Raw genomic sequence first — 17160 nt, 5'->3', positions numbered from 1 at the left:
AATAATCATAATAAAGTTTAAAAAAGTATATTATATAAATATACAAAAATAGTAAGAAAAAGGAGTTTGTTCATGAAGAAAAGAAAGTTACATATATTTATGCTTGCAGTGCTGCTTACACAAAGCTTTGGTTCAACCGTAAGTGCTTTTGCAACAACGACTACTAACATAGATCAAAATTCCCCGACCGGACAATCAACTGACACACCTGTAGAAGAACCCCCAAAAACTAATGTATCAAGTGAATCTGCAGAACCACCAATTGAAAATCTTGATAAAAACACTGAAGAAGCTACTAAAACAAATGAAAGTGATGGAGAGCAAGAGAATAGCTCGCCTGCTCCAACTGAACAGCCAACAACAGAGAGCGCAGCAATTCCCAAAACAAAAGCTACTACGGTTGCTGCAACGATTGAGGATGAAATCTTAGCAAATATGACCATTACCAATATGGAAGGTGTGGAATATAGTCAAAGTACCTTAAACCGAGTGTTGAATACAACGCCTGTAACGGCAAAATTGAATTTTGTGATAAAAGACAAGGACTATGCGCCTGGTTCAGTTTATACGATGACCTTACCTGATCACTTAGGGTATTCAAATGTTAGTGGAGAAGTAGCAAACGTTGGCGCAACTTGGGCAGTTGATGCCCAAAGTCAAACACTGACGATTACCTTTAATCAACGTGTTACGGATACTCAATTTAATTTAGAGTTGAAAAGCTATGTATTCACTGAGAAAAACCCCTTAGTGACGATCCAAACAGCTGGTCAAACGGCAAATAAATATAATTTTGACTTGTATGAAGAAGTCGCGCCAATCAGATATGAAGAAACAACGAATAATTTCGGAATCAAAGGGAACATCTATTACAATCTAGATAGAGCTTTATCTGGCAGTCAAAATTTAGAATTAGCGACATCAGATATACCTGGAGCAAAATTTTATAATACTTCTAAAGAGCAAATTGGTGTTTTCTCATATGATGTTGATATCAACGGAAATGTACTGCTAGAGTCAAAGCAGCTCTTAACGAAAGATGTAGACTACACGATCAATGAGGACGTCGCTAATCGAAGCTCAATCACCATTACAAATATGGACCAACAAAAAGCCTATGCTCTGTCTGTGGACCGCACGATGGCTTTAGAAAATGTCTCAAATTATTCGTATAGTTTTTACAATCAATATCCTACAACTAAATTAGGCTCTGTCAGTTTAAACCGCTCAACTGCGCCATATGGTGGTCTAGAGTTTACGGCAAAAACGAGTAAAGACCAAAAATCATTAAAAGAACTAAGTCTAGGATCGTTACAAGGAGCTAATTTCCAAGAAAAAGGAAATTATTATCTTTATATTTACAATATTCCTACACAAACTAAAGTGGGGGAACAAATTGTTTTAGAAAGTAAAAATGGCCAAACAATCAATGATTATACATTTTCAGCGTATACGGCTGATTACCAAACAGTTCAAATCACGGATTATTTTGACATCAAGAAAGAAAATAATAAATTAACATTAACTGCAACGAAAGATAGTGTTTTGAAAATCAGTGTAAATAAGCTAATGATTCCATTTGATCAAAAAGATATTGATATTGTGCTGAGTACACCTGTTGTCAATAGCGGTAAGGAGATAATGTTTATATCTGACCAATACTTGCAGCCAATTTCGATCATTAATCCGAATAATGCGGAAACGGCCTGGGGGAATTATGACGGTAATGGTGCTTATTTTGGCGATACAACGATCGCAATCGCTGGTAGCAGCAAAACACCTGTAAAAAATGCGACAATCAAAATCGAACATCCAAATTACTTACAGTTACGAGCACCTAAAGGTGAGTATTCTTATTACAAACTGGATAAAGATTACACGATAACAGCAGTTGAAGGCGGTAGCTTGATAAAATTTTCAACACCAGTCACTCATTCATTCAATCTGGATCTAGGGTTTAATTATGTGCCTGATAGTCTAGAAAAAAGTAAAAGTATTCCAATCGATACGCTTCCAGTTGTGTTAAGTGCCGATGACTATGAAACAGTTAATACAACTATTAGAACTGGTAGAAAAATGTATTCAGAACGAACGTTACAAGCAAGCAAAAATCAATTTTTAGTCAATGCAAGAAATGATTCGTTTGACTCCTTAAGTATCTCAACGAAGATTCCTGCTGGAGCAGATGTCGTGTTTGATATTTATGATGTTTCAAATGATCAAGTGGATTCTATTTATCCACAATATTGGGATCGTGGGTACTACTTTGATAAACCATTAGATCCTACCAGCGCAGCGTATCCAAAAATTACCTTTGACGAAGCTGCAAACAGTTATCAATTTGATTTCGGTAAAACATCGAAACGCTATATCATTGAATATAAATATGCCAATGGCTGGATCGATACCAAAACGATCAATGTGACTGGAAGCGCGGCAGAACCATTATATGGAAATCAAGAAATGACAGCCTCAGTTTCAGTAAACAATGAAGGCGCAGAAATTCTATCTGCCAATCAGACAAGCCATGAATCATTAAAAAATGTAACAAAAAATGAAGTGAAAACAAAAAATATTAATAATGGAACACGTAAAGTTAAAAATCCAACCTTTGATATTACAACCAAAGGGACGACCAATGCTGGTATCGATTTAAATTCAATCACGATAGCAGATGTTCCACAAGATGCCTATACTATCAAGCAAACAGCAACAGGCGCTCAAATTATTTTTGCGGATTATACGTTAACACAAGATATTACTATTACTTACAATACAGTTTCTAAAAATGCTGGACAAATTTATACGGAAACCATTATCAAAGCGGATAATCTAGATCAAATGACTGAAACTCGTAGAACAGCTACAACAACGCCACTTGTTTTGAGATTTTCTGATGGAGATGCAGAAGGAGTCGTATATTTGGCTCAAGCACAATTTCACACGTATAATGAAGGGAATCAAGCGATAAACATTCCTCATGTTTCATTTGAATTAATTGATAACGTGACGCAAAATCGCAGTGAATTTACCACAGATGAAGATGGCAAATATAATTTTGATGCGATCATGTCTGGAGAATATACCTTAAAGGTAGTGGATATTCCAGAAGGCTATACGATGGCACAGGAATATCTCGATGGGAAAAATATCAAAATAAACAAAGACGCGAATCAGATCGAAGTTCCTCTAGCGGAAAAGAAAGTCGATCAAACAAGTGTCAGCGCAAAAAATTCAACTATTTATGTTGGGACAAATTGGAATGCAGAAGATAACTTTATCGGAGCTAAAGATCAAGACGGAAATGCCGTTGCATTTGATCAAATTACGGTAAGTGGAACAGTCGATACCACAAAAATTGGTGATTATGAAGTAACCTATCATAATCAGGACAAAGAAGCCCAAGCCATCATTTCTGTTATTGCGAAAGATGAAACGCTAGCTGTCAAAGATTCTACCATATATGTGGGAGATACATGGCAAGCGATAGATAATTTTGTATCTGCGACAGATGAAAAGGGTCAAGACGTTCCGTTTGAAAAGCTAACTGTTTCTGGAACAGTCGATACGAAGACAGCAGGTACTTATGAAGTAACATACAGTTTCAATGAATTAAAGGAAACCGCTAAAATCACTGTACTAGCCAATCAAACAACTGTTCAAGGAAAAGATTCAACAATCTCTGTTGGAACAAACTGGACCCCAGCCGATAACTTCGTTGAAGCAACAGATAAAACAGGAAAACCTGTTGCATTTGACCAAATTACGGTCACTGGAAGTGTTGATACAGCTAAAATTGGCGATTATAACGTCACATATAAAAACCAAGGAAAAGAAGATACCATCGTAGTCCATGTTGTTGCGGAACAAGCAACACTTGCCGTGAAAGATTCAACCATATATGTGGGAGATACTTGGCAGGCAGCTGACAATTTTATAGCCGCAACAGATGAATCAGGCAAAACAATTTCAATTCAAAATATCACTGTCACAGGAAATGTAGATACAACAAAAGCAGGTATTTATGAAGTTGTTTATGGATCAGGAAGCTTAAAAGAAAGGGCAAAAATCACAGTAAAAGCTGACCAATCATCGCTAGTTGTAAAAGATTCGACGATTTATGTAGGGGATGATTGGAAGAGCGCGGATAACTTTGTATCAGCCACAGATCGTGACGGAAAAGCGATTGCCTTTGAAGAAGTAGAAGTAAGTGGAACCGTTGAAACTAAAGAAAAAGGCGAGCAACAAGTAGCTTACACTGTTCAAACCAATCAAGAAGTAAAACAAACTAAGACCAAACAAGCGAACCAAATGAACCAAACTGAAAAGAAATTAACGGCTACAGCAACGATTACAGTACTTGAAAAAAATACACCAAAAACCAATCAAACGACGAAGAATCAAACGCATATTTCTAAGCCAGATAAACAAGGAAATTACCCTAAAACTGGTGAGAAAATCAACCATTATCTAAGTTTGATCGGCCTCTTATCTGTATCGCTCACACTCGTTGGTGTGATGCGGTTAAGGAAACGAAGAACAGATTAATTGAACGCTAAGGTAAATTAAGGCTTGAACAGAAGCAGTACATTATATGCTTCTGTTTAGCCTTTATTCACTGGGATGAAACGGGTGGAGGCGTAAGCATAAGTGAAAAATAAACCATTGATATTAGGTACAGCACTACTATTTTCGTCAGCATTTTTTTTACAAGCAGAAACACTTTACGGAAAAGAAGCAACGACTCCTGGGAAATATAAAATGACCTATGAGGTAGATGGCAAAGTTGAGACGGTCATAGTTGAAGTCAAAGAAAATCAAACAGAGCTTCTCTTGAAAGACATTATCATCAAACAAAATGCAAAATGGTCTCCAATAGATAATGTGGTTTCGCTGAAAGGAAAAGACGGACAACCACTAAACTTGAATCAACTAATGATCAAAAATAATGTCAATACACAAGAAATAGGGACTTATTTTGTCAGATTTTCATATGAAGATGAGGTTGCAATAGCAAAAGTAACGGTCAATCCTTTTACTAGTTCAGACTCGAAAAAAAGAAGAGTGGATCAGACTTCCCCAAATGACTCTAAAACAAAAATCATGTTGAATGACGAACTATTAAAAGAACAACCAAGCAAAATAACGATGAACACAAACACATCTGGAGGAGCGGATCAGCAGGGTTCCACAGATTTTGGAAATATGTTGAGTTTCCTATCAGGTACGCTTCTGTATGGAACAAGGAGAGTATAAATGGATTTTCTGCTATTAGACGATCGAACGAATTTAAAACTATCCATCATCCGAAAGTTAGAGCAACAGTATTCATTTTCGGAGCGCAAAGATGTTTTATGTGAAGAACTAAATATCTCCCAATACTTATTAGAACGTAGCGTCACAGAAATAAATGAAGACTTGAAACAATTTGAATTGATCGATGATATGGAGTTGATCGAGCAAAGCAGTGAAATCATTCTTTTCCAAGATGCACAAGTATCATCCAGTGTTGTGGAGGAAAAATATTTAAAATACTCACTGGAGTTTACATTGTTGCAAACCCTATTTTTTAATCAGTTTACGTCAATTAAAAAATATGGAGAAAAACATGGGATGAGCCGAACTGTAGTTTATAAAATTGTTGATAGAATTCGAAAAGAGCTAGCACAATATGAGATAAAGTTATCGAAAAACTTTCAGCTAGTTGGGAATGAATGGAAGATTCGTCAGTATTTTAATATGCTCTATTATCGAATTTATAAAGACTCGGATGAACTATACAATCAATCAGATATCCTAGCGGTCCAAGAATTATTTTCTGAGATTAAATTATATTGTGAAAAAGTAAACACGTTATACCTGTTTAAACATTATCTACTGATCACGTTAGAAAGAATCAAAAGAAAACAGCACTATTTTTTACCTAATAGTTTTAAGTCGGTTGAATTTGATCAAAAGAATAAAATCTATCAAACCGTTGCTCAGTGGAGTGAACGTACTTTGAAGGGAACAAATCGAGAAATAGAAGTAGAAATAAGAGGTATTATCAGCCAGTTATCAGTGTACAGACTTGAATTTTGTGATCTTGAAAATGATGTGGTCACAAAATATACTGAGCGATTAAAGCAACAATTTCAGATGAACATGCAGTTAAGTGATATAGGTCCTGAATTTTGTACAAGTGTGAAGATGACCATTTATCAGCACCAATTTATTACACCGCTGATAGATCTTACGCTACGAGCAATCGACTTGGAGTTTTTTCATGAACGTTATCCAATCATATTCGAGATGTGCCATACATTTATTTATCAATTGAAAGAAGATGAATTCAAATTTAGCAAAAAATCATTGTTTTTCAATTTGTTACTGGTGTTATCTCAGCAATATGACGAAGAAACCGATAAAAATACAATCAACATTTATGTGAACTTTACCCAAGGTGAAAAATACAATCGATTCATTAAAAATCAGATTCAAATTTTTGACTCTTTTAGCATACATTTTCAGCCACTCATACGACCAGATACAGATTTGATTGTCTCTGATTATCTTCCCCAAGTAACTTTTTCAGCACGAAATCTGATTTGGCTGGCGCCGCCAAGAGCCAGTGATTGGCGTAACTTTGGTAATGAGATTGTCCGAATCAATAGAGAGCTACAATTGAATAAAAAAAGAAAGTAGTATCAATAATTATAAGAGGATGGAATAGTAGCGTCTGCTGCTGTTCCATCCTCTTATTTGGTGTCAGTGGATTGAGTAGAAAGGGGAGCTTTGTTCTACTCTTGGTTTCTATATGAATAAGGATCTAGAAGATAATACGATCCACGATTTCAGAGATTATCGTTGTTACCCAGGCATATACATTTCCGTGTTTTTTAAATTTTTTAGCAGTTTTTTCTTGATTCATTGTAAGCCTCCTTTATTTATATCTTAATAATAGAGTAATCCCGAATAAAAGAACATCGATAAAGTGTGTTCTTTAATTACATTTTTGAAAAGGTAACTTTATCCAAGCAGCGAATTGCTTCAAGTGTATTTATCGCAGGTCTGTCGATGTTTGGTAATTTAGTCATCGTTTTTCTTATTGACTTATAACTTACTTAAATGGGGAATAATAATGAGAATCTTTATTCGTTTTATCTGAATTTGACTATTTTTTTTCCAAAATGGTAGAGGAACACCTGAGAAAGGTGTTTCAAATGTACGTATTATATATTTCAACTCTTAGCTCCCTACAACTTATTTTTGATGAAGTGTTGTATGGAGCTTAATCGAGAAGCTTAAGAGCTTTTCTTATTCATCAGTAAATTTAGTATACTAAAAAATAGCACATGCTTGCTATGTATTTAGTCTGCTTATTCACTGAAGGATATATAGATTAAAAGGCCCTAGACATTTTGTCTATGGGTCTTTTTTGTATGTTCTTTAGTAAAAATCTAGGAAACCACATGAAAGAGGAAATTAAAATGGAATTATTACAAGTCAAAGATTTAACTTATGCAGTACCTGATAAACAGCTTTATGAAAACAGTTCATTTACGTTAAGAAGTCACGAACACATGGGCATCGTAAGTAAAAATGGTGCAGGAAAAAGTACATTGTTGAAGATGCTTTTAGGGAACGTTTTACCTGATGCAGGAGCAATCATATGGAATCCAGTCGCTACATTAGGGTATTTAGACCAATATGTGGATATGGATCAATCACTGACGATTAACGAATTTTTAAGATCAGCTTATCAAGAATTATTTGCCACAGAACAAGAAATGTTGAAACTTTATGAGACATATGGTGAAACGGGCGACGACCAATTGTTAACAAGAGCGGCAACCTATCAAGAAAATTTGGAAATGAAGGGCTTTTATGAAGTTGAAAATGATATCAGCAAAGCCGTTACAGGTCTTGGCATCAGTGATGCTGATCAAACACTAGCTGCATTAAATCGCGGAGATCAAATCAAGGTCATATTGGCTAAATTACTATTGGAAAAACCAGCTGTTTTGATCTTAGACGAACCAACCAACTATTTAGACCAAGAACATATCGAATGGCTGACAGATTATCTAAATGCATTTGAGAATGCGTTTATCATCGTTTCCCATGATACAGAATTTTTAAGTAATATCGCAACCTGTATCTGTGATATTGATTTTGGCTCGATCAAAAAATACCATAGCAACTATACTGATTTCTTAAAACAAAAAGCGCACTTAGCTGAAGCGTATCAAAGTCAATTTGTAGCACAACAACGAAAAATCAAAGAAACAGAAGCCTTCATCCAGAAAAATATTGCAGGGGTCAAAACAAAAATGGCGCAAGGGAGACGAAAACATCTAGAAAAAATGGATCGTTTGAAAGAACCAGAGAAAAAGGTGAAATCTAATTTTTCCTTTAAACTAATGCCTCAAAGTTCACCCAATGTCATGACGATCGATGAGCTGACGGTAGGTTATAAAGAGCCGTTGCTTATGGTACGTGATGTGCAAGTAAAAAAAGGGGAAAAAGTCGTGATCACTAGCGCAGATGGTTTAGGCAAATCAACATTAGTAAAAACACTGCTGTCACTGGTACCAGCAATTTCTGGTAAAGCACAATTTTCACCACAAGTGGTCACTGGTTATTACTCTCAAGAAATTGAGTGGGAAAATACTGAATGGACACCAATTGAAGCATTAGCAAATAAATATACAAGACTTACTTATGAAGATGTCCGTCGAGAATTGGCAAAATGCGGGTTGAAACGAGAAATTGCTTCAAAAAATATTTTCATGCTGAGTGGTGGTGAACAATCAAAAGTGAAATTATGTGATCTGACGATGCAACCAAGCAATTTCTTGATTTTAGATGAACCAACCAATCATTTAGATGTAGATTCAAGAAAAGCCTTGCAAGATGCTATAAAAGCGTTTAGAGGAAGTGTGTTGTTGATTTCAAATGATGAACAGTTTTATTCAGGTGTAGCGGATCATGTGTATGCTGTTGCAGATAAACATCTTCTGAAACAATAAGGTGACCGATAATGGATTTTACTGGAGATGAAAACCGCCAAGTCTACCAATTTTCGTGGATGGAGCGAGAACTAAAAAGAGTATTAGAAGATAAGTTGGCTGATCGAATCTTGATTATTGGTAGCGGCGTTTTAGAATGCCAAACGGCGATTGAGTTAGCGAACAAAAGCAAAGAAGTTATGATCATTGAACGCTCGGATGAGCTACTGTCAGATTGTCTAAATTCTCCAATTAGGGCTCAACTTATGAGAAGCTTAGAAAAATTGCTGGTTACATTTTATTTAGAAACGGTTGTTATTGATAGTGAAAAAGAGCAGGTTTGCCTTTGTAATAAAGAAGGATTTCAGCTGTACCTAGCTATTGATAACATTATTGCTCCTAAAGGCTATAAATATTTTTAATTTCGTTTATAGTTAAAGGAATAAAGCTAAAATGAATGGAGCAAAAGAATGTTTACAACAATTGAGAAAGTAAATTTTCAACAGGCTGTAGAAACCTGGAATCAAGGCTTTAGCGATTATCTATTACCAATTACTGTCGATCAAAAAGCGTTAGAGCATAGAATCGAATCGTTAAAACTGTCAAAGAAACTCTCGGCTATCTATTCCATCAAGGGAGAATCTGCTGGCATTATCCTGTTAGGCGTGCAAACCTTTCAAGGAACGAAAGTGATGTGGGTCGGTAGTATGGCGGTCGTTCCGAAGTATCGTAGGGACAAAGTCGCTTCTAAATTGATGAATTACGCAGAACAATTGGCAAAAGAAAATCAATGTGAGTATCTAATTTTGGAAGTGATCAAAGAGAATGAGCGGGCGAAGCGATTATATCAAGAAAAAGGGTTCCAACTTATCAATGAGTTGGCAGTTGGTTCAATTGTTTTACCAACTATAACAAGTAAAAATGAGAGTACTGACTTCAAAGCTATTTCATTAGAAGAGCGAGCTTTAAGCGAAACAAAATGGATACCTTGGCAAAATCGTAGTATTTTTTCTGATCAAAACTATGATATTTATCACGAAGAAATAAAAGTTGGGTCAATCAGTTTTAATCTAGTTGAAGAAGCTTCTGGAAAAAATTTGATTCTTAAACAATTACAGCTGGTTGAACAAAAAAATTACCCGTTAATAACAGCTATCTTGCTCACTTTAAAAGAACAAGAAAATCTTGATACCATCAAATTCACTAATTTTGATAAGGCAACACCAGAATATACTGAACTAGAAAAAATAGGTATTACGTTACAACTGACACAATTACAATTAGCTAAAAAAATTTAAATAGTAAATCTATTCAGCGGTACTTGTTTTAGCGAACGAATACCGCTGGATTTTTCTATTAAAACACTGTTAAATCATTAAGCAACGCACCGTTGCAACTGCCTTTATTGTATAATAGATGAAAGCAACGTATTTATGCGGCGAAAATACTAGACGTTAGGAAATGGGTGAATTATAGTGACTGTAGAAATTGGTAAACAAATTAAAAAACTCCGTGAAGAACAAGAAATTTCACAACAGGAACTAGCTAACTATTTAACGATCTCTCGTCAAACAATTTCAAAATGGGAGTTAGGAAAAAGTCTTCCTGATATCGAAAATGTTGTAAGAATTGCCGACTATTTCAATATCAGTGTCGATGTTTTAATTGGGCGTAAGAAACCTAGTTTCTTTGAAAGTTTGTTTGGCGGAAAAGAAAGAAGGCAAAGTCTTATGGATCAAAATAGCAAGACAACTAATAACGCAGCATTTTATAGTGCTTATGCACCAGAAATTCAACCATTATTAGCAGCGAACAAACGGGTAAACACATTTATCAAAATCGAAGCAGCAATTTTTCCACAAGTAACTTTTTCAAAATTGATGGGATATGCTAATTGTTTGTGTAGTTTTAGTGGTGATGAAGTATCTATTGATCAAATCGGGAAATTCAAGCTTGCTGTAAATATACCTGTGGAGCAACCGATAGCATCCTTTTCTCTACATGATATTTTGGAGATAAACTTACAATTTGGAAAATATTTTAGAAATGTGGGTGGTAATTTTGTAACATTGATTGATATCGTGACTCCAGATAAAACCTATTATTTTTGGGTAGAATCGCTAAAAATTGCCCATGCTATCTGGCATCATGAGAAATTTACATCAATCAAACTCAATCTTGACAAGCCATTTCAAAAAGCGTTAAACCTCTCAAACGAAGATGAAGCCGTTGCGGCAATTCGTAGCGAAGCTGATAATATTCAGTTGTTTTATGGGAAGGTGTAGTTATATTGTGAATCCTAGAAAAGAGAACCAATTTTTGGTCTCTTTTTTTACTTTAAAAATACTCCTTGACACATCATACTATGCAATGTATAGTAATATGTGTCAGGAGGTATATTATGGATTCACAATTAAAAAAAGGGTTGTTGGAATATTGTATTTTAGCCATTTTAAAGAAATCAAATTCCTATGGCTATCAAATCATCAAAGATTTGTCTAACGTGATAACAATTTCCGAATCAACATTATATCCAATCTTGAAACGTTTAGAAACGAAAGAAGAGTTGGAAACATATTCAATGGAACATAATAGCCGCTTAAGAAAATACTATCGAATTACTGATGTTGGTAGGGACAAAATAAAGTCCTTTATTCAAGAATGGGATGAAGTGATGCAAGTGTATCATTTTATTGAAAAGGGGGAGCAAAATGAATAAACAAGAATTTTTGTATCAATTAGAAGAAGGTTTGATTCGCTTGAATGAATCAGAAAAAAATCAATTTATTCTTTATTATGATGAATTGATTGAAGACTACCTAGAAGATGGAGCCAGCGAAGCAGAGGCGGTAAGCAAGTTGGGAAAACCTTCAAGAATCGCAAGTAAGATTTTAGAAGAAGCGTTTGAAGAGCGGAGTTTTCAAAAGAAAAAACTAAGTCCGTTGATGGTGGTTTTACTGATTATTGGTTTTCCTTTATGGGGCAGTATTTTGTTAACAGCTATTTTACTTATTTTATCCGCCTATATTATTATTTGGTGTCTACCTTTTACAACAGGAATGTTTGCGGTACTCGGCTTAGGAGCATCCATATTTAGTGTCTGTGCTAGTTTTTTCGCTATACAAGATGGAGTCTACATTGCAGTTACACAAATGGGTATCAGTATTTTTGTTTTAGGCTTAGCGTTGCTTAGTGGTTTAGCAACCTTGAATCTAGCCAATCATTTTATCAAAGCATCGAAGCGATTCTCAGGAAAAATATTTGGTCTGTTTGAGGGAAGGGGATTATCGTTATGACGAATAAAAAATCATTATTTAAAATTGGGCTTAGTTTAACTATTTTAGGTTTTGCGATCGCTATGATCGGTTTTGCTCTATCTGGTGGGCAAGTTGATAAATATAAATTTGAAGAACATTCATGGTATCGTACATTCTATTTTGAACTATGATATTTTAATAAGAAGCTGAAACATTGGATGGAGAAATCTCTGACGAATGTTTCTTTTTTTTATCAATCAAAAAGTAGTCCTAAAGCAGTGAGAAAAACTCAGACTTTAAGCCGATAAAATGAAGCGGTTGCTTTGTTATAATTAACATGAATAAGAGCAAGTTTGTTTAATGAATCTTTTTTTATGGGGAGTAGGGGTGAGTGGTATGAATAAGCAAGTCAAAGAACAAGCAAGTCAAAGAACAAGCCATAAGCAACAATGGAATCGATTTAATAAAGTACGCTGCGGCGATTTTAATTATTTGTTTTCACTGTGAACGAGTAATTCAAGATCCAATGGTGCACCATTTGTTTAAAAATGTATTATGTCGGATTGCTGTACCATTTTTCTTTATTTCATCTAGTTACTTTGTTAGACGAGGACAAAATGGTTCGTCGAGTTATCTGAAACGTTATTTGCAATCATCTATTAAATCATATTTGTTTTGGAGCTTGATTTATCTGCCGATTGGTTTTATGTGGATTCAAGAAAATTATACGCTTGGACCTGAATTATATCCTGTAGCATTGCTAACAGGCTTGCTGTATACAGGGACTTACTATCATCTTTGGTACGTACCAGCTATGATCTTTGGTATGGTCATCGCTCACTGGCTAATCAAGAAAACAGGCTATTTTCCGTTATTCATATTAACGTTTATATTATATCTTTTTGGTTCATTAGAAACGTACTATGGCTATATCAATAATGAACAGTTGCAATTATTTTTTGATCAGTATCTGACTATTTTTATTACAACTCGCAATGGTTTGTTTTTTGCCTTAGTATTTGTGGCAGTGGGATATTTCCTATGGGATTATCATGAAAAAATAGCTAGGTTTCACAAGCAGTTTAATTTTCTAGTGATTTTTACTGGGCTAATTTTAGTGTGGGAAGGGTTGATTGTTTACGCTAATATGGGGATCGACAAAAACTTTATGTGGTCACTAATACCATTTACAGCAGTCTTCTTTTGTTGGAGTTTAACGTGGCAAGTAAAACTTAAGACGGACTTTAAGCATTTGAGGGAATTAGGGAAATATTATTTTTTCATCCATCCATTATGTATTTTGTGGACAGCCAATTTAGTTAACAGCTATGATTTTTTTGCAAATGCTTGGCTGCAGCTAATTGTCACAATTGTAGCTACTCATTTATTGAGCTCACTCGTGATTATATTTAACCAGCAACTTCCGTATTACTATTTCGATTTGCAATTGATGCTTAGAGTCAATCGAAGTTATATCCAAAAATTGGTTTAGAAGTGGATGTTTAGCACGAAAAGATAAGACTGAGACAAAACGAAATAAGTTTTGTCTCAGCTTTTCTATTTAAGTCAAGTGAACGCCTTTATCCACATAAATAATATCGCCTACGATACCAGCCGCTAATTCGCTGACTAAAAAGGCACAAGTATTCCCTACTTCTTCGATTGTAACACCTGCTTTATCCGGTGTACGATCTTCTGAGAGCTTGATCAATTGATCGTAATCTTTTACGCCAGTCACTGCAAGGGTTTTAATAGCACCTGCTGAAATACCATTTACACGAATCTTATCAACTGCAAATTCATAGGCTAAATATTTTACCGCAGTTTCTAAAGAAGCTTTGGCAATGCCCATCATATTGTAATTTGGAATTGCTCTTTCAGAGCCTAGGTAAGTCATTGTCACGATTCCAGATCCTGGGTTTAATAATGGTTTAGCATAATGAGCCACAGCTAATAGAGAGTAACTGCTGATGTCTTGCGCTAATAAGTAGCCTGAACGTGTGATGTCACTAACATTGCCATCTAGTTCTTCTTTATTTGCAAAGGCAATCGCATGAACTAAACCGTCGATTTTATCAAATTTTTCTTGAATAATCGTAAAGGCTTGTGCGATTGATTCATCTGATGAAACATCACATTCAACAAGTAAGTCTGTTGGTTCAGCTAATTTTAATAATTGTTTTTTCATGCGCTCGTTTTGGTACGTGTAGATAATGTCAGCACCTTGCTCTTTCAATGCTTTGGCACATCCCCAAGCGATACTTCTCTTGTTTGCTACGCCCATTACGACGACTTTTTTATTTTTTAGAAACATATTGATTTTCCCCTTTTAAAATTATTTTAGTCTGTGAAAAGGTCTCACTTCTTAATAAAATCTAAATATCTAATTTTATTTAAGTTGACGGATAAAATTGCAACTGGTATTATCTGTTTGAGAAAGCTAATAAAATTCTCTAACGGATACGACCCCCATACAGACATTTTATCGGATGTCTGAATTATTAACCAAAATACTTTGAAAGTCAAACTATTTTACTTAAATTTAAACAAAAAAAGTGTTGGTTAAGCAAGTTTTTTTAATTTGAGTGTCAAAACAATAGCGGAGGTGCACGATGAAACGAGTTGTAATAACCGGAATGGGAGCTGTGACTCCTTTAGGAAATACGGTAAAAGAGTATTGGCAAAATCTAATCAATGGAAAATTAGGAATCGCTAAAATTACGAAATTTGATTCAGAAGATACAGGTGTTGCACTTGCAGGTGAGGTAAAGAACTTTGACCCAAGTGAGGTTCTTGATCGTAAAGAACAAAAACGGATGGATCTATTTTCACAATACGGTATAGTGGCAGCGATGGAAGCTTGGAATATGAGCGGCTTAACGAAGGAAGAGATTGATCCAAAGCGTTTTGGTGTGATCGTAGGTAGTGGAATCGGTGGTATGACTACTCTGCAAGATCAAGTAAGAGTAATGGATAAAAAAGGACCTAAACGGGTAACACCGTTCTTTGTACCGATGGTAATCGCAAATATGGCATCAGGAAATATTTCCATCAAATTAGGTGCAAAAGGTCCCTCTCAAACGATCGTTACAGCTTGTACCTCAGCAACCAATGCCATTGGTGAAGCCTTCAGAACAATCAAATATGGCTTAGCTGATATGATGATCACTGGTGGAACAGAAGCGACGGTTTGTGAAATTGGGATTGCTGGTTTTGCTGCGTTGAGTGCGTTGAATACAACAGATGATCCAACTAGAGCCTCGATTCCTTTTGATAAAGAAAGACACGGATTTGTGATGGGTGAGGGAGCTGGCATGTTGATGCTAGAAGAACTTGAACATGCTCAAAAACGTGGAGCAACCATTCTAGGTGAAATCGTTGGTTACGGTAGTAATTGCGATGCTAGTCATATGACAGCACCATTAAAAGATGGTAGCGGCGCTGCTGACGCAATTGAATTAGCTTTGGCAGAAGCGGCAATCGCGGCTTCTGAAATTGGTTATGTTAATGCACACGGAACAGCAACGCCAGCTAATGACGCGGCTGAAACGGCTGCTTTAAAACGAGTGTTTGGCAAACGTGCGTATGATATTCCAATTTCCAGCACTAAAAGTATGACAGGACACCTTCTAGGCGCTGGCGGAGGAATTGAAGCAATCGCGTGTGTGAAGACGCTACAAGAAGGTGTTGCGCATCCGACTGTCGGTTACCAAGTGGCCGATCCAGATTGCGATTTAGATTATATAACAGATGGCTCACGCAAAGTAGCTGCAGAATATGCAATCAGCAATTCATTTGGCTTTGGTGGTCATAACGGCGTTATTTGTATGAAGAAATGGGAGGAAAATTAACAATGACAAGATTAATGAATGCAACAGAAATTATGGAAATGATTCCAAACCGTTACCCAATTTGTTTTATCGACTATGTGGATGAAATTATTCCGGAGAAAAAAATCATCGCAACAAAAAACGTTACGATCAATGAAGAATTTTTCCAAGGTCATTTCCCTGGAAATCCTACAATGCCAGGTGTTCTAATTATTGAAGCATTAGCGCAAGTGGGTTCGATCTTGATTTTAAAAATGGAACAATTTAACGGCGAAACAGCCTATATTGGCGGTATTAACAAAGCAAAATTCCGTCAAAAAGTAGTGCCAGGTGATGTATTGAAATTACATTTTGAAATCGTGAAAATCAGAGATTATGTAGGAATTGGGAAAGCAACTGCTTACGTTGAAGATAAAAAAGTTTGTGAATGTGAATTAACGTTTATCGTAGGTAGATAAATAAAAAAGAGCTGAGCCAGAAGTGTTTAATCCCGAGAAATAAGGAGTAATTCACGAAAATTGTCAAGAATCACAGTGAGTTTACGAACTGATGGTGATTGGTATCTACTTGGTGTTCTTCAAATTTTTATGACCAGGTAGGTACTGTGCAACATCAACTCGTTCCTCGTTGTATTTTACAGCAATTCCGACTTATTTCCGAATGGATTGCTTCTGTTACTCCGTTTATTCGTATTTAGAGTGTGAAACAAAAGTGTTTTTTTTACTTTTGTCCTACACTCTTTTTTTATTTTAATGATACAACTCATATAATTTCAACGCCAATTGTAATGTAAAAATATTTTTCTCCTGTCCCAAATCCACTGGCAGTGAAATGACGATTTTAGTAATGCCTGCTCCAGCGATGCTTAGCTATTTGATCGTTTGGTGTGTTACAGTTGCTTTGTTTTTAGGTGGAACCAAAGTCTTGGACAAATTCGGTAATTGGTCATCACCAATTGTATATGTTTTCATCATTGGAGCGGCTGTTTGGCCGATTCAAATTGCTAGCGGTTTTGACCCGATTTTAGCTTATTAACCAGCGAATGCTACAATCAGTCCACTTGTTTTTCATTACTTGTGTGAG

The 17160-nt window shown here is 35.7% G+C and carries 15 protein-coding genes; 14 read left to right on the top strand and 1 reads right to left on the bottom strand.

Features of this window, described 5'->3' with window-relative positions; translation table 11 throughout:
* Positions 1-72: 72 nt before the first annotated feature.
* The 11 genes from A5819_RS04330 to A5819_RS04285 all read left to right on the top strand — a co-directional run bounded on the left by A5819_RS04330 (position 73) and on the right by A5819_RS04285 (position 13739).
* Positions 73-4548: a bacterial Ig-like domain-containing protein gene (locus A5819_RS04330; RefSeq protein WP_086277024.1), complete on the top strand. Its 4476-nt coding sequence runs from the start codon at positions 73-75 to the stop codon at positions 4546-4548.
* A gap of 102 nt (positions 4549-4650) precedes the next feature.
* On the top strand, positions 4651-5256 hold the full coding sequence (locus tag A5819_RS04325) for a hypothetical protein (protein WP_086277020.1): 606 nt from the start codon (positions 4651-4653) through the stop codon (positions 5254-5256).
* Positions 5257-6684 carry a helix-turn-helix domain-containing protein gene (locus A5819_RS04320; RefSeq protein ID WP_086277017.1) on the top strand — a complete coding sequence of 476 codons (1428 nt, stop codon included), beginning with the start codon at positions 5257-5259 and terminating at the stop codon, positions 6682-6684.
* Positions 6685-7469: 785 nt separating this feature from the next.
* Entirely contained in the window at positions 7470-9011 is a 1542-nt protein-coding gene (locus A5819_RS04315; protein ID WP_086277015.1) for an ABC-F family ATP-binding cassette domain-containing protein, read from the top strand.
* Between the two features lie 11 nt (positions 9012-9022).
* Positions 9023-9412: an FAD-dependent oxidoreductase gene (locus tag A5819_RS04310; RefSeq protein ID WP_086277014.1), complete on the top strand. Its 390-nt coding sequence runs from the start codon at positions 9023-9025 to the stop codon at positions 9410-9412.
* Between the two features lie 48 nt (positions 9413-9460).
* Positions 9461-10288, top strand: coding sequence for an N-acetyltransferase (locus tag A5819_RS04305; protein ID WP_086277011.1), 828 nt, complete (start codon positions 9461-9463; stop codon positions 10286-10288).
* A gap of 177 nt (positions 10289-10465) precedes the next feature.
* A complete protein-coding gene (locus tag A5819_RS04300) occupies positions 10466-11275 on the top strand; it encodes a helix-turn-helix transcriptional regulator (protein WP_086277008.1) in 810 nt (269 codons plus the stop codon).
* A 116-nt stretch (positions 11276-11391) separates the two neighbouring features.
* Complete coding sequence (locus A5819_RS04295; RefSeq protein ID WP_086277005.1) at positions 11392-11709, top strand: PadR family transcriptional regulator; 318 nt, start codon at positions 11392-11394, stop codon at positions 11707-11709.
* On the top strand, positions 11702-12286 hold the full coding sequence (locus tag A5819_RS04290) for a DUF1700 domain-containing protein (RefSeq protein ID WP_086277002.1): 585 nt from the start codon (positions 11702-11704) through the stop codon (positions 12284-12286). Before A5819_RS04295 ends, A5819_RS04290 begins: the two co-directional genes overlap by 8 nt.
* Positions 12283-12438, top strand: a complete 156-nt coding sequence (locus tag A5819_RS19175) for a hypothetical protein (RefSeq protein WP_176271356.1) — start codon at positions 12283-12285, stop codon at positions 12436-12438. The genes A5819_RS04290 and A5819_RS19175 overlap by 4 nt, the downstream gene beginning before the upstream one ends.
* Positions 12439-12701: 263 nt before the next feature.
* Positions 12702-13739, top strand: a complete 1038-nt coding sequence (locus A5819_RS04285) for an acyltransferase (RefSeq protein ID WP_254907297.1) — start codon at positions 12702-12704, stop codon at positions 13737-13739.
* Between the two features lie 69 nt (positions 13740-13808).
* Here A5819_RS04285 and fabI read toward each other — a convergent pair whose 3' ends face one another.
* The gene (gene fabI / locus A5819_RS04280; RefSeq protein WP_086276997.1) at positions 13809-14561 is read right to left on the bottom strand and encodes an enoyl-ACP reductase FabI; all 753 of its coding nucleotides are present in this window, start codon (positions 14559-14561) and stop codon (positions 13809-13811) included.
* A 298-nt stretch (positions 14562-14859) separates the two neighbouring features.
* On the opposite strand from fabI, the gene fabF reads away from it, so the two are divergent.
* From fabF to A5819_RS19690, 3 genes are all read left to right on the top strand, one after another.
* Positions 14860-16098, top strand: a complete 1239-nt coding sequence (gene fabF / locus A5819_RS04275; protein ID WP_086276995.1) for a beta-ketoacyl-ACP synthase II — start codon at positions 14860-14862, stop codon at positions 16096-16098.
* A 2-nt stretch (positions 16099-16100) separates the two neighbouring features.
* On the top strand, positions 16101-16535 hold the full coding sequence (gene fabZ / locus A5819_RS04270; RefSeq protein WP_086276992.1) for a 3-hydroxyacyl-ACP dehydratase FabZ: 435 nt from the start codon (positions 16101-16103) through the stop codon (positions 16533-16535).
* 373 nt (positions 16536-16908) lie between these two features.
* Positions 16909-17112 (top strand): hypothetical protein, encoded by a 204-nt coding sequence (locus A5819_RS19690; protein ID WP_254907216.1) that lies wholly within the window; start codon positions 16909-16911, stop codon positions 17110-17112.
* The last annotated feature ends 48 nt before the right edge of the window (positions 17113-17160 follow it).

The sequence above is a fragment of the Enterococcus sp. 7E2_DIV0204 genome, assembly GCF_002140855.1.
Lineage (GTDB): Bacteria > Bacillota > Bacilli > Lactobacillales > Enterococcaceae > Enterococcus_L > Enterococcus_L lemimoniae.
Note: the sequence above shows the minus strand (reverse complement) of the source record. Positions and strands in the feature narration are given on the sequence as shown.

Coding starts and splice junctions, on each gene's coding strand:
- A5819_RS04305 (WP_086277011.1), top strand. CDS start 9,461: ATGTTTACAACAATTGAGAAAGTAAATTTTCAACAGGCTGTAGAAACC.
- A5819_RS19690 (WP_254907216.1), top strand. CDS start 16,909: ATGACGATTTTAGTAATGCCTGCTCCAGCGATGCTTAGCTATTTGATC.
- A5819_RS04310 (WP_086277014.1), top strand. CDS start 9,023: ATGGATTTTACTGGAGATGAAAACCGCCAAGTCTACCAATTTTCGTGG.
- A5819_RS04315 (WP_086277015.1), top strand. CDS start 7,470: ATGGAATTATTACAAGTCAAAGATTTAACTTATGCAGTACCTGATAAA.
- A5819_RS19175 (WP_176271356.1), top strand. CDS start 12,283: ATGACGAATAAAAAATCATTATTTAAAATTGGGCTTAGTTTAACTATT.
- A5819_RS04320 (WP_086277017.1), top strand. CDS start 5,257: ATGGATTTTCTGCTATTAGACGATCGAACGAATTTAAAACTATCCATC.
- fabZ (WP_086276992.1), top strand. CDS start 16,101: ATGACAAGATTAATGAATGCAACAGAAATTATGGAAATGATTCCAAAC.
- A5819_RS04330 (WP_086277024.1), top strand. CDS start 73: ATGAAGAAAAGAAAGTTACATATATTTATGCTTGCAGTGCTGCTTACA.
- fabF (WP_086276995.1), top strand. CDS start 14,860: ATGAAACGAGTTGTAATAACCGGAATGGGAGCTGTGACTCCTTTAGGA.
- A5819_RS04295 (WP_086277005.1), top strand. CDS start 11,392: ATGGATTCACAATTAAAAAAAGGGTTGTTGGAATATTGTATTTTAGCC.
- A5819_RS04290 (WP_086277002.1), top strand. CDS start 11,702: ATGAATAAACAAGAATTTTTGTATCAATTAGAAGAAGGTTTGATTCGC.
- fabI (WP_086276997.1), bottom strand. CDS start 14,561: ATGTTTCTAAAAAATAAAAAAGTCGTCGTAATGGGCGTAGCAAACAAG.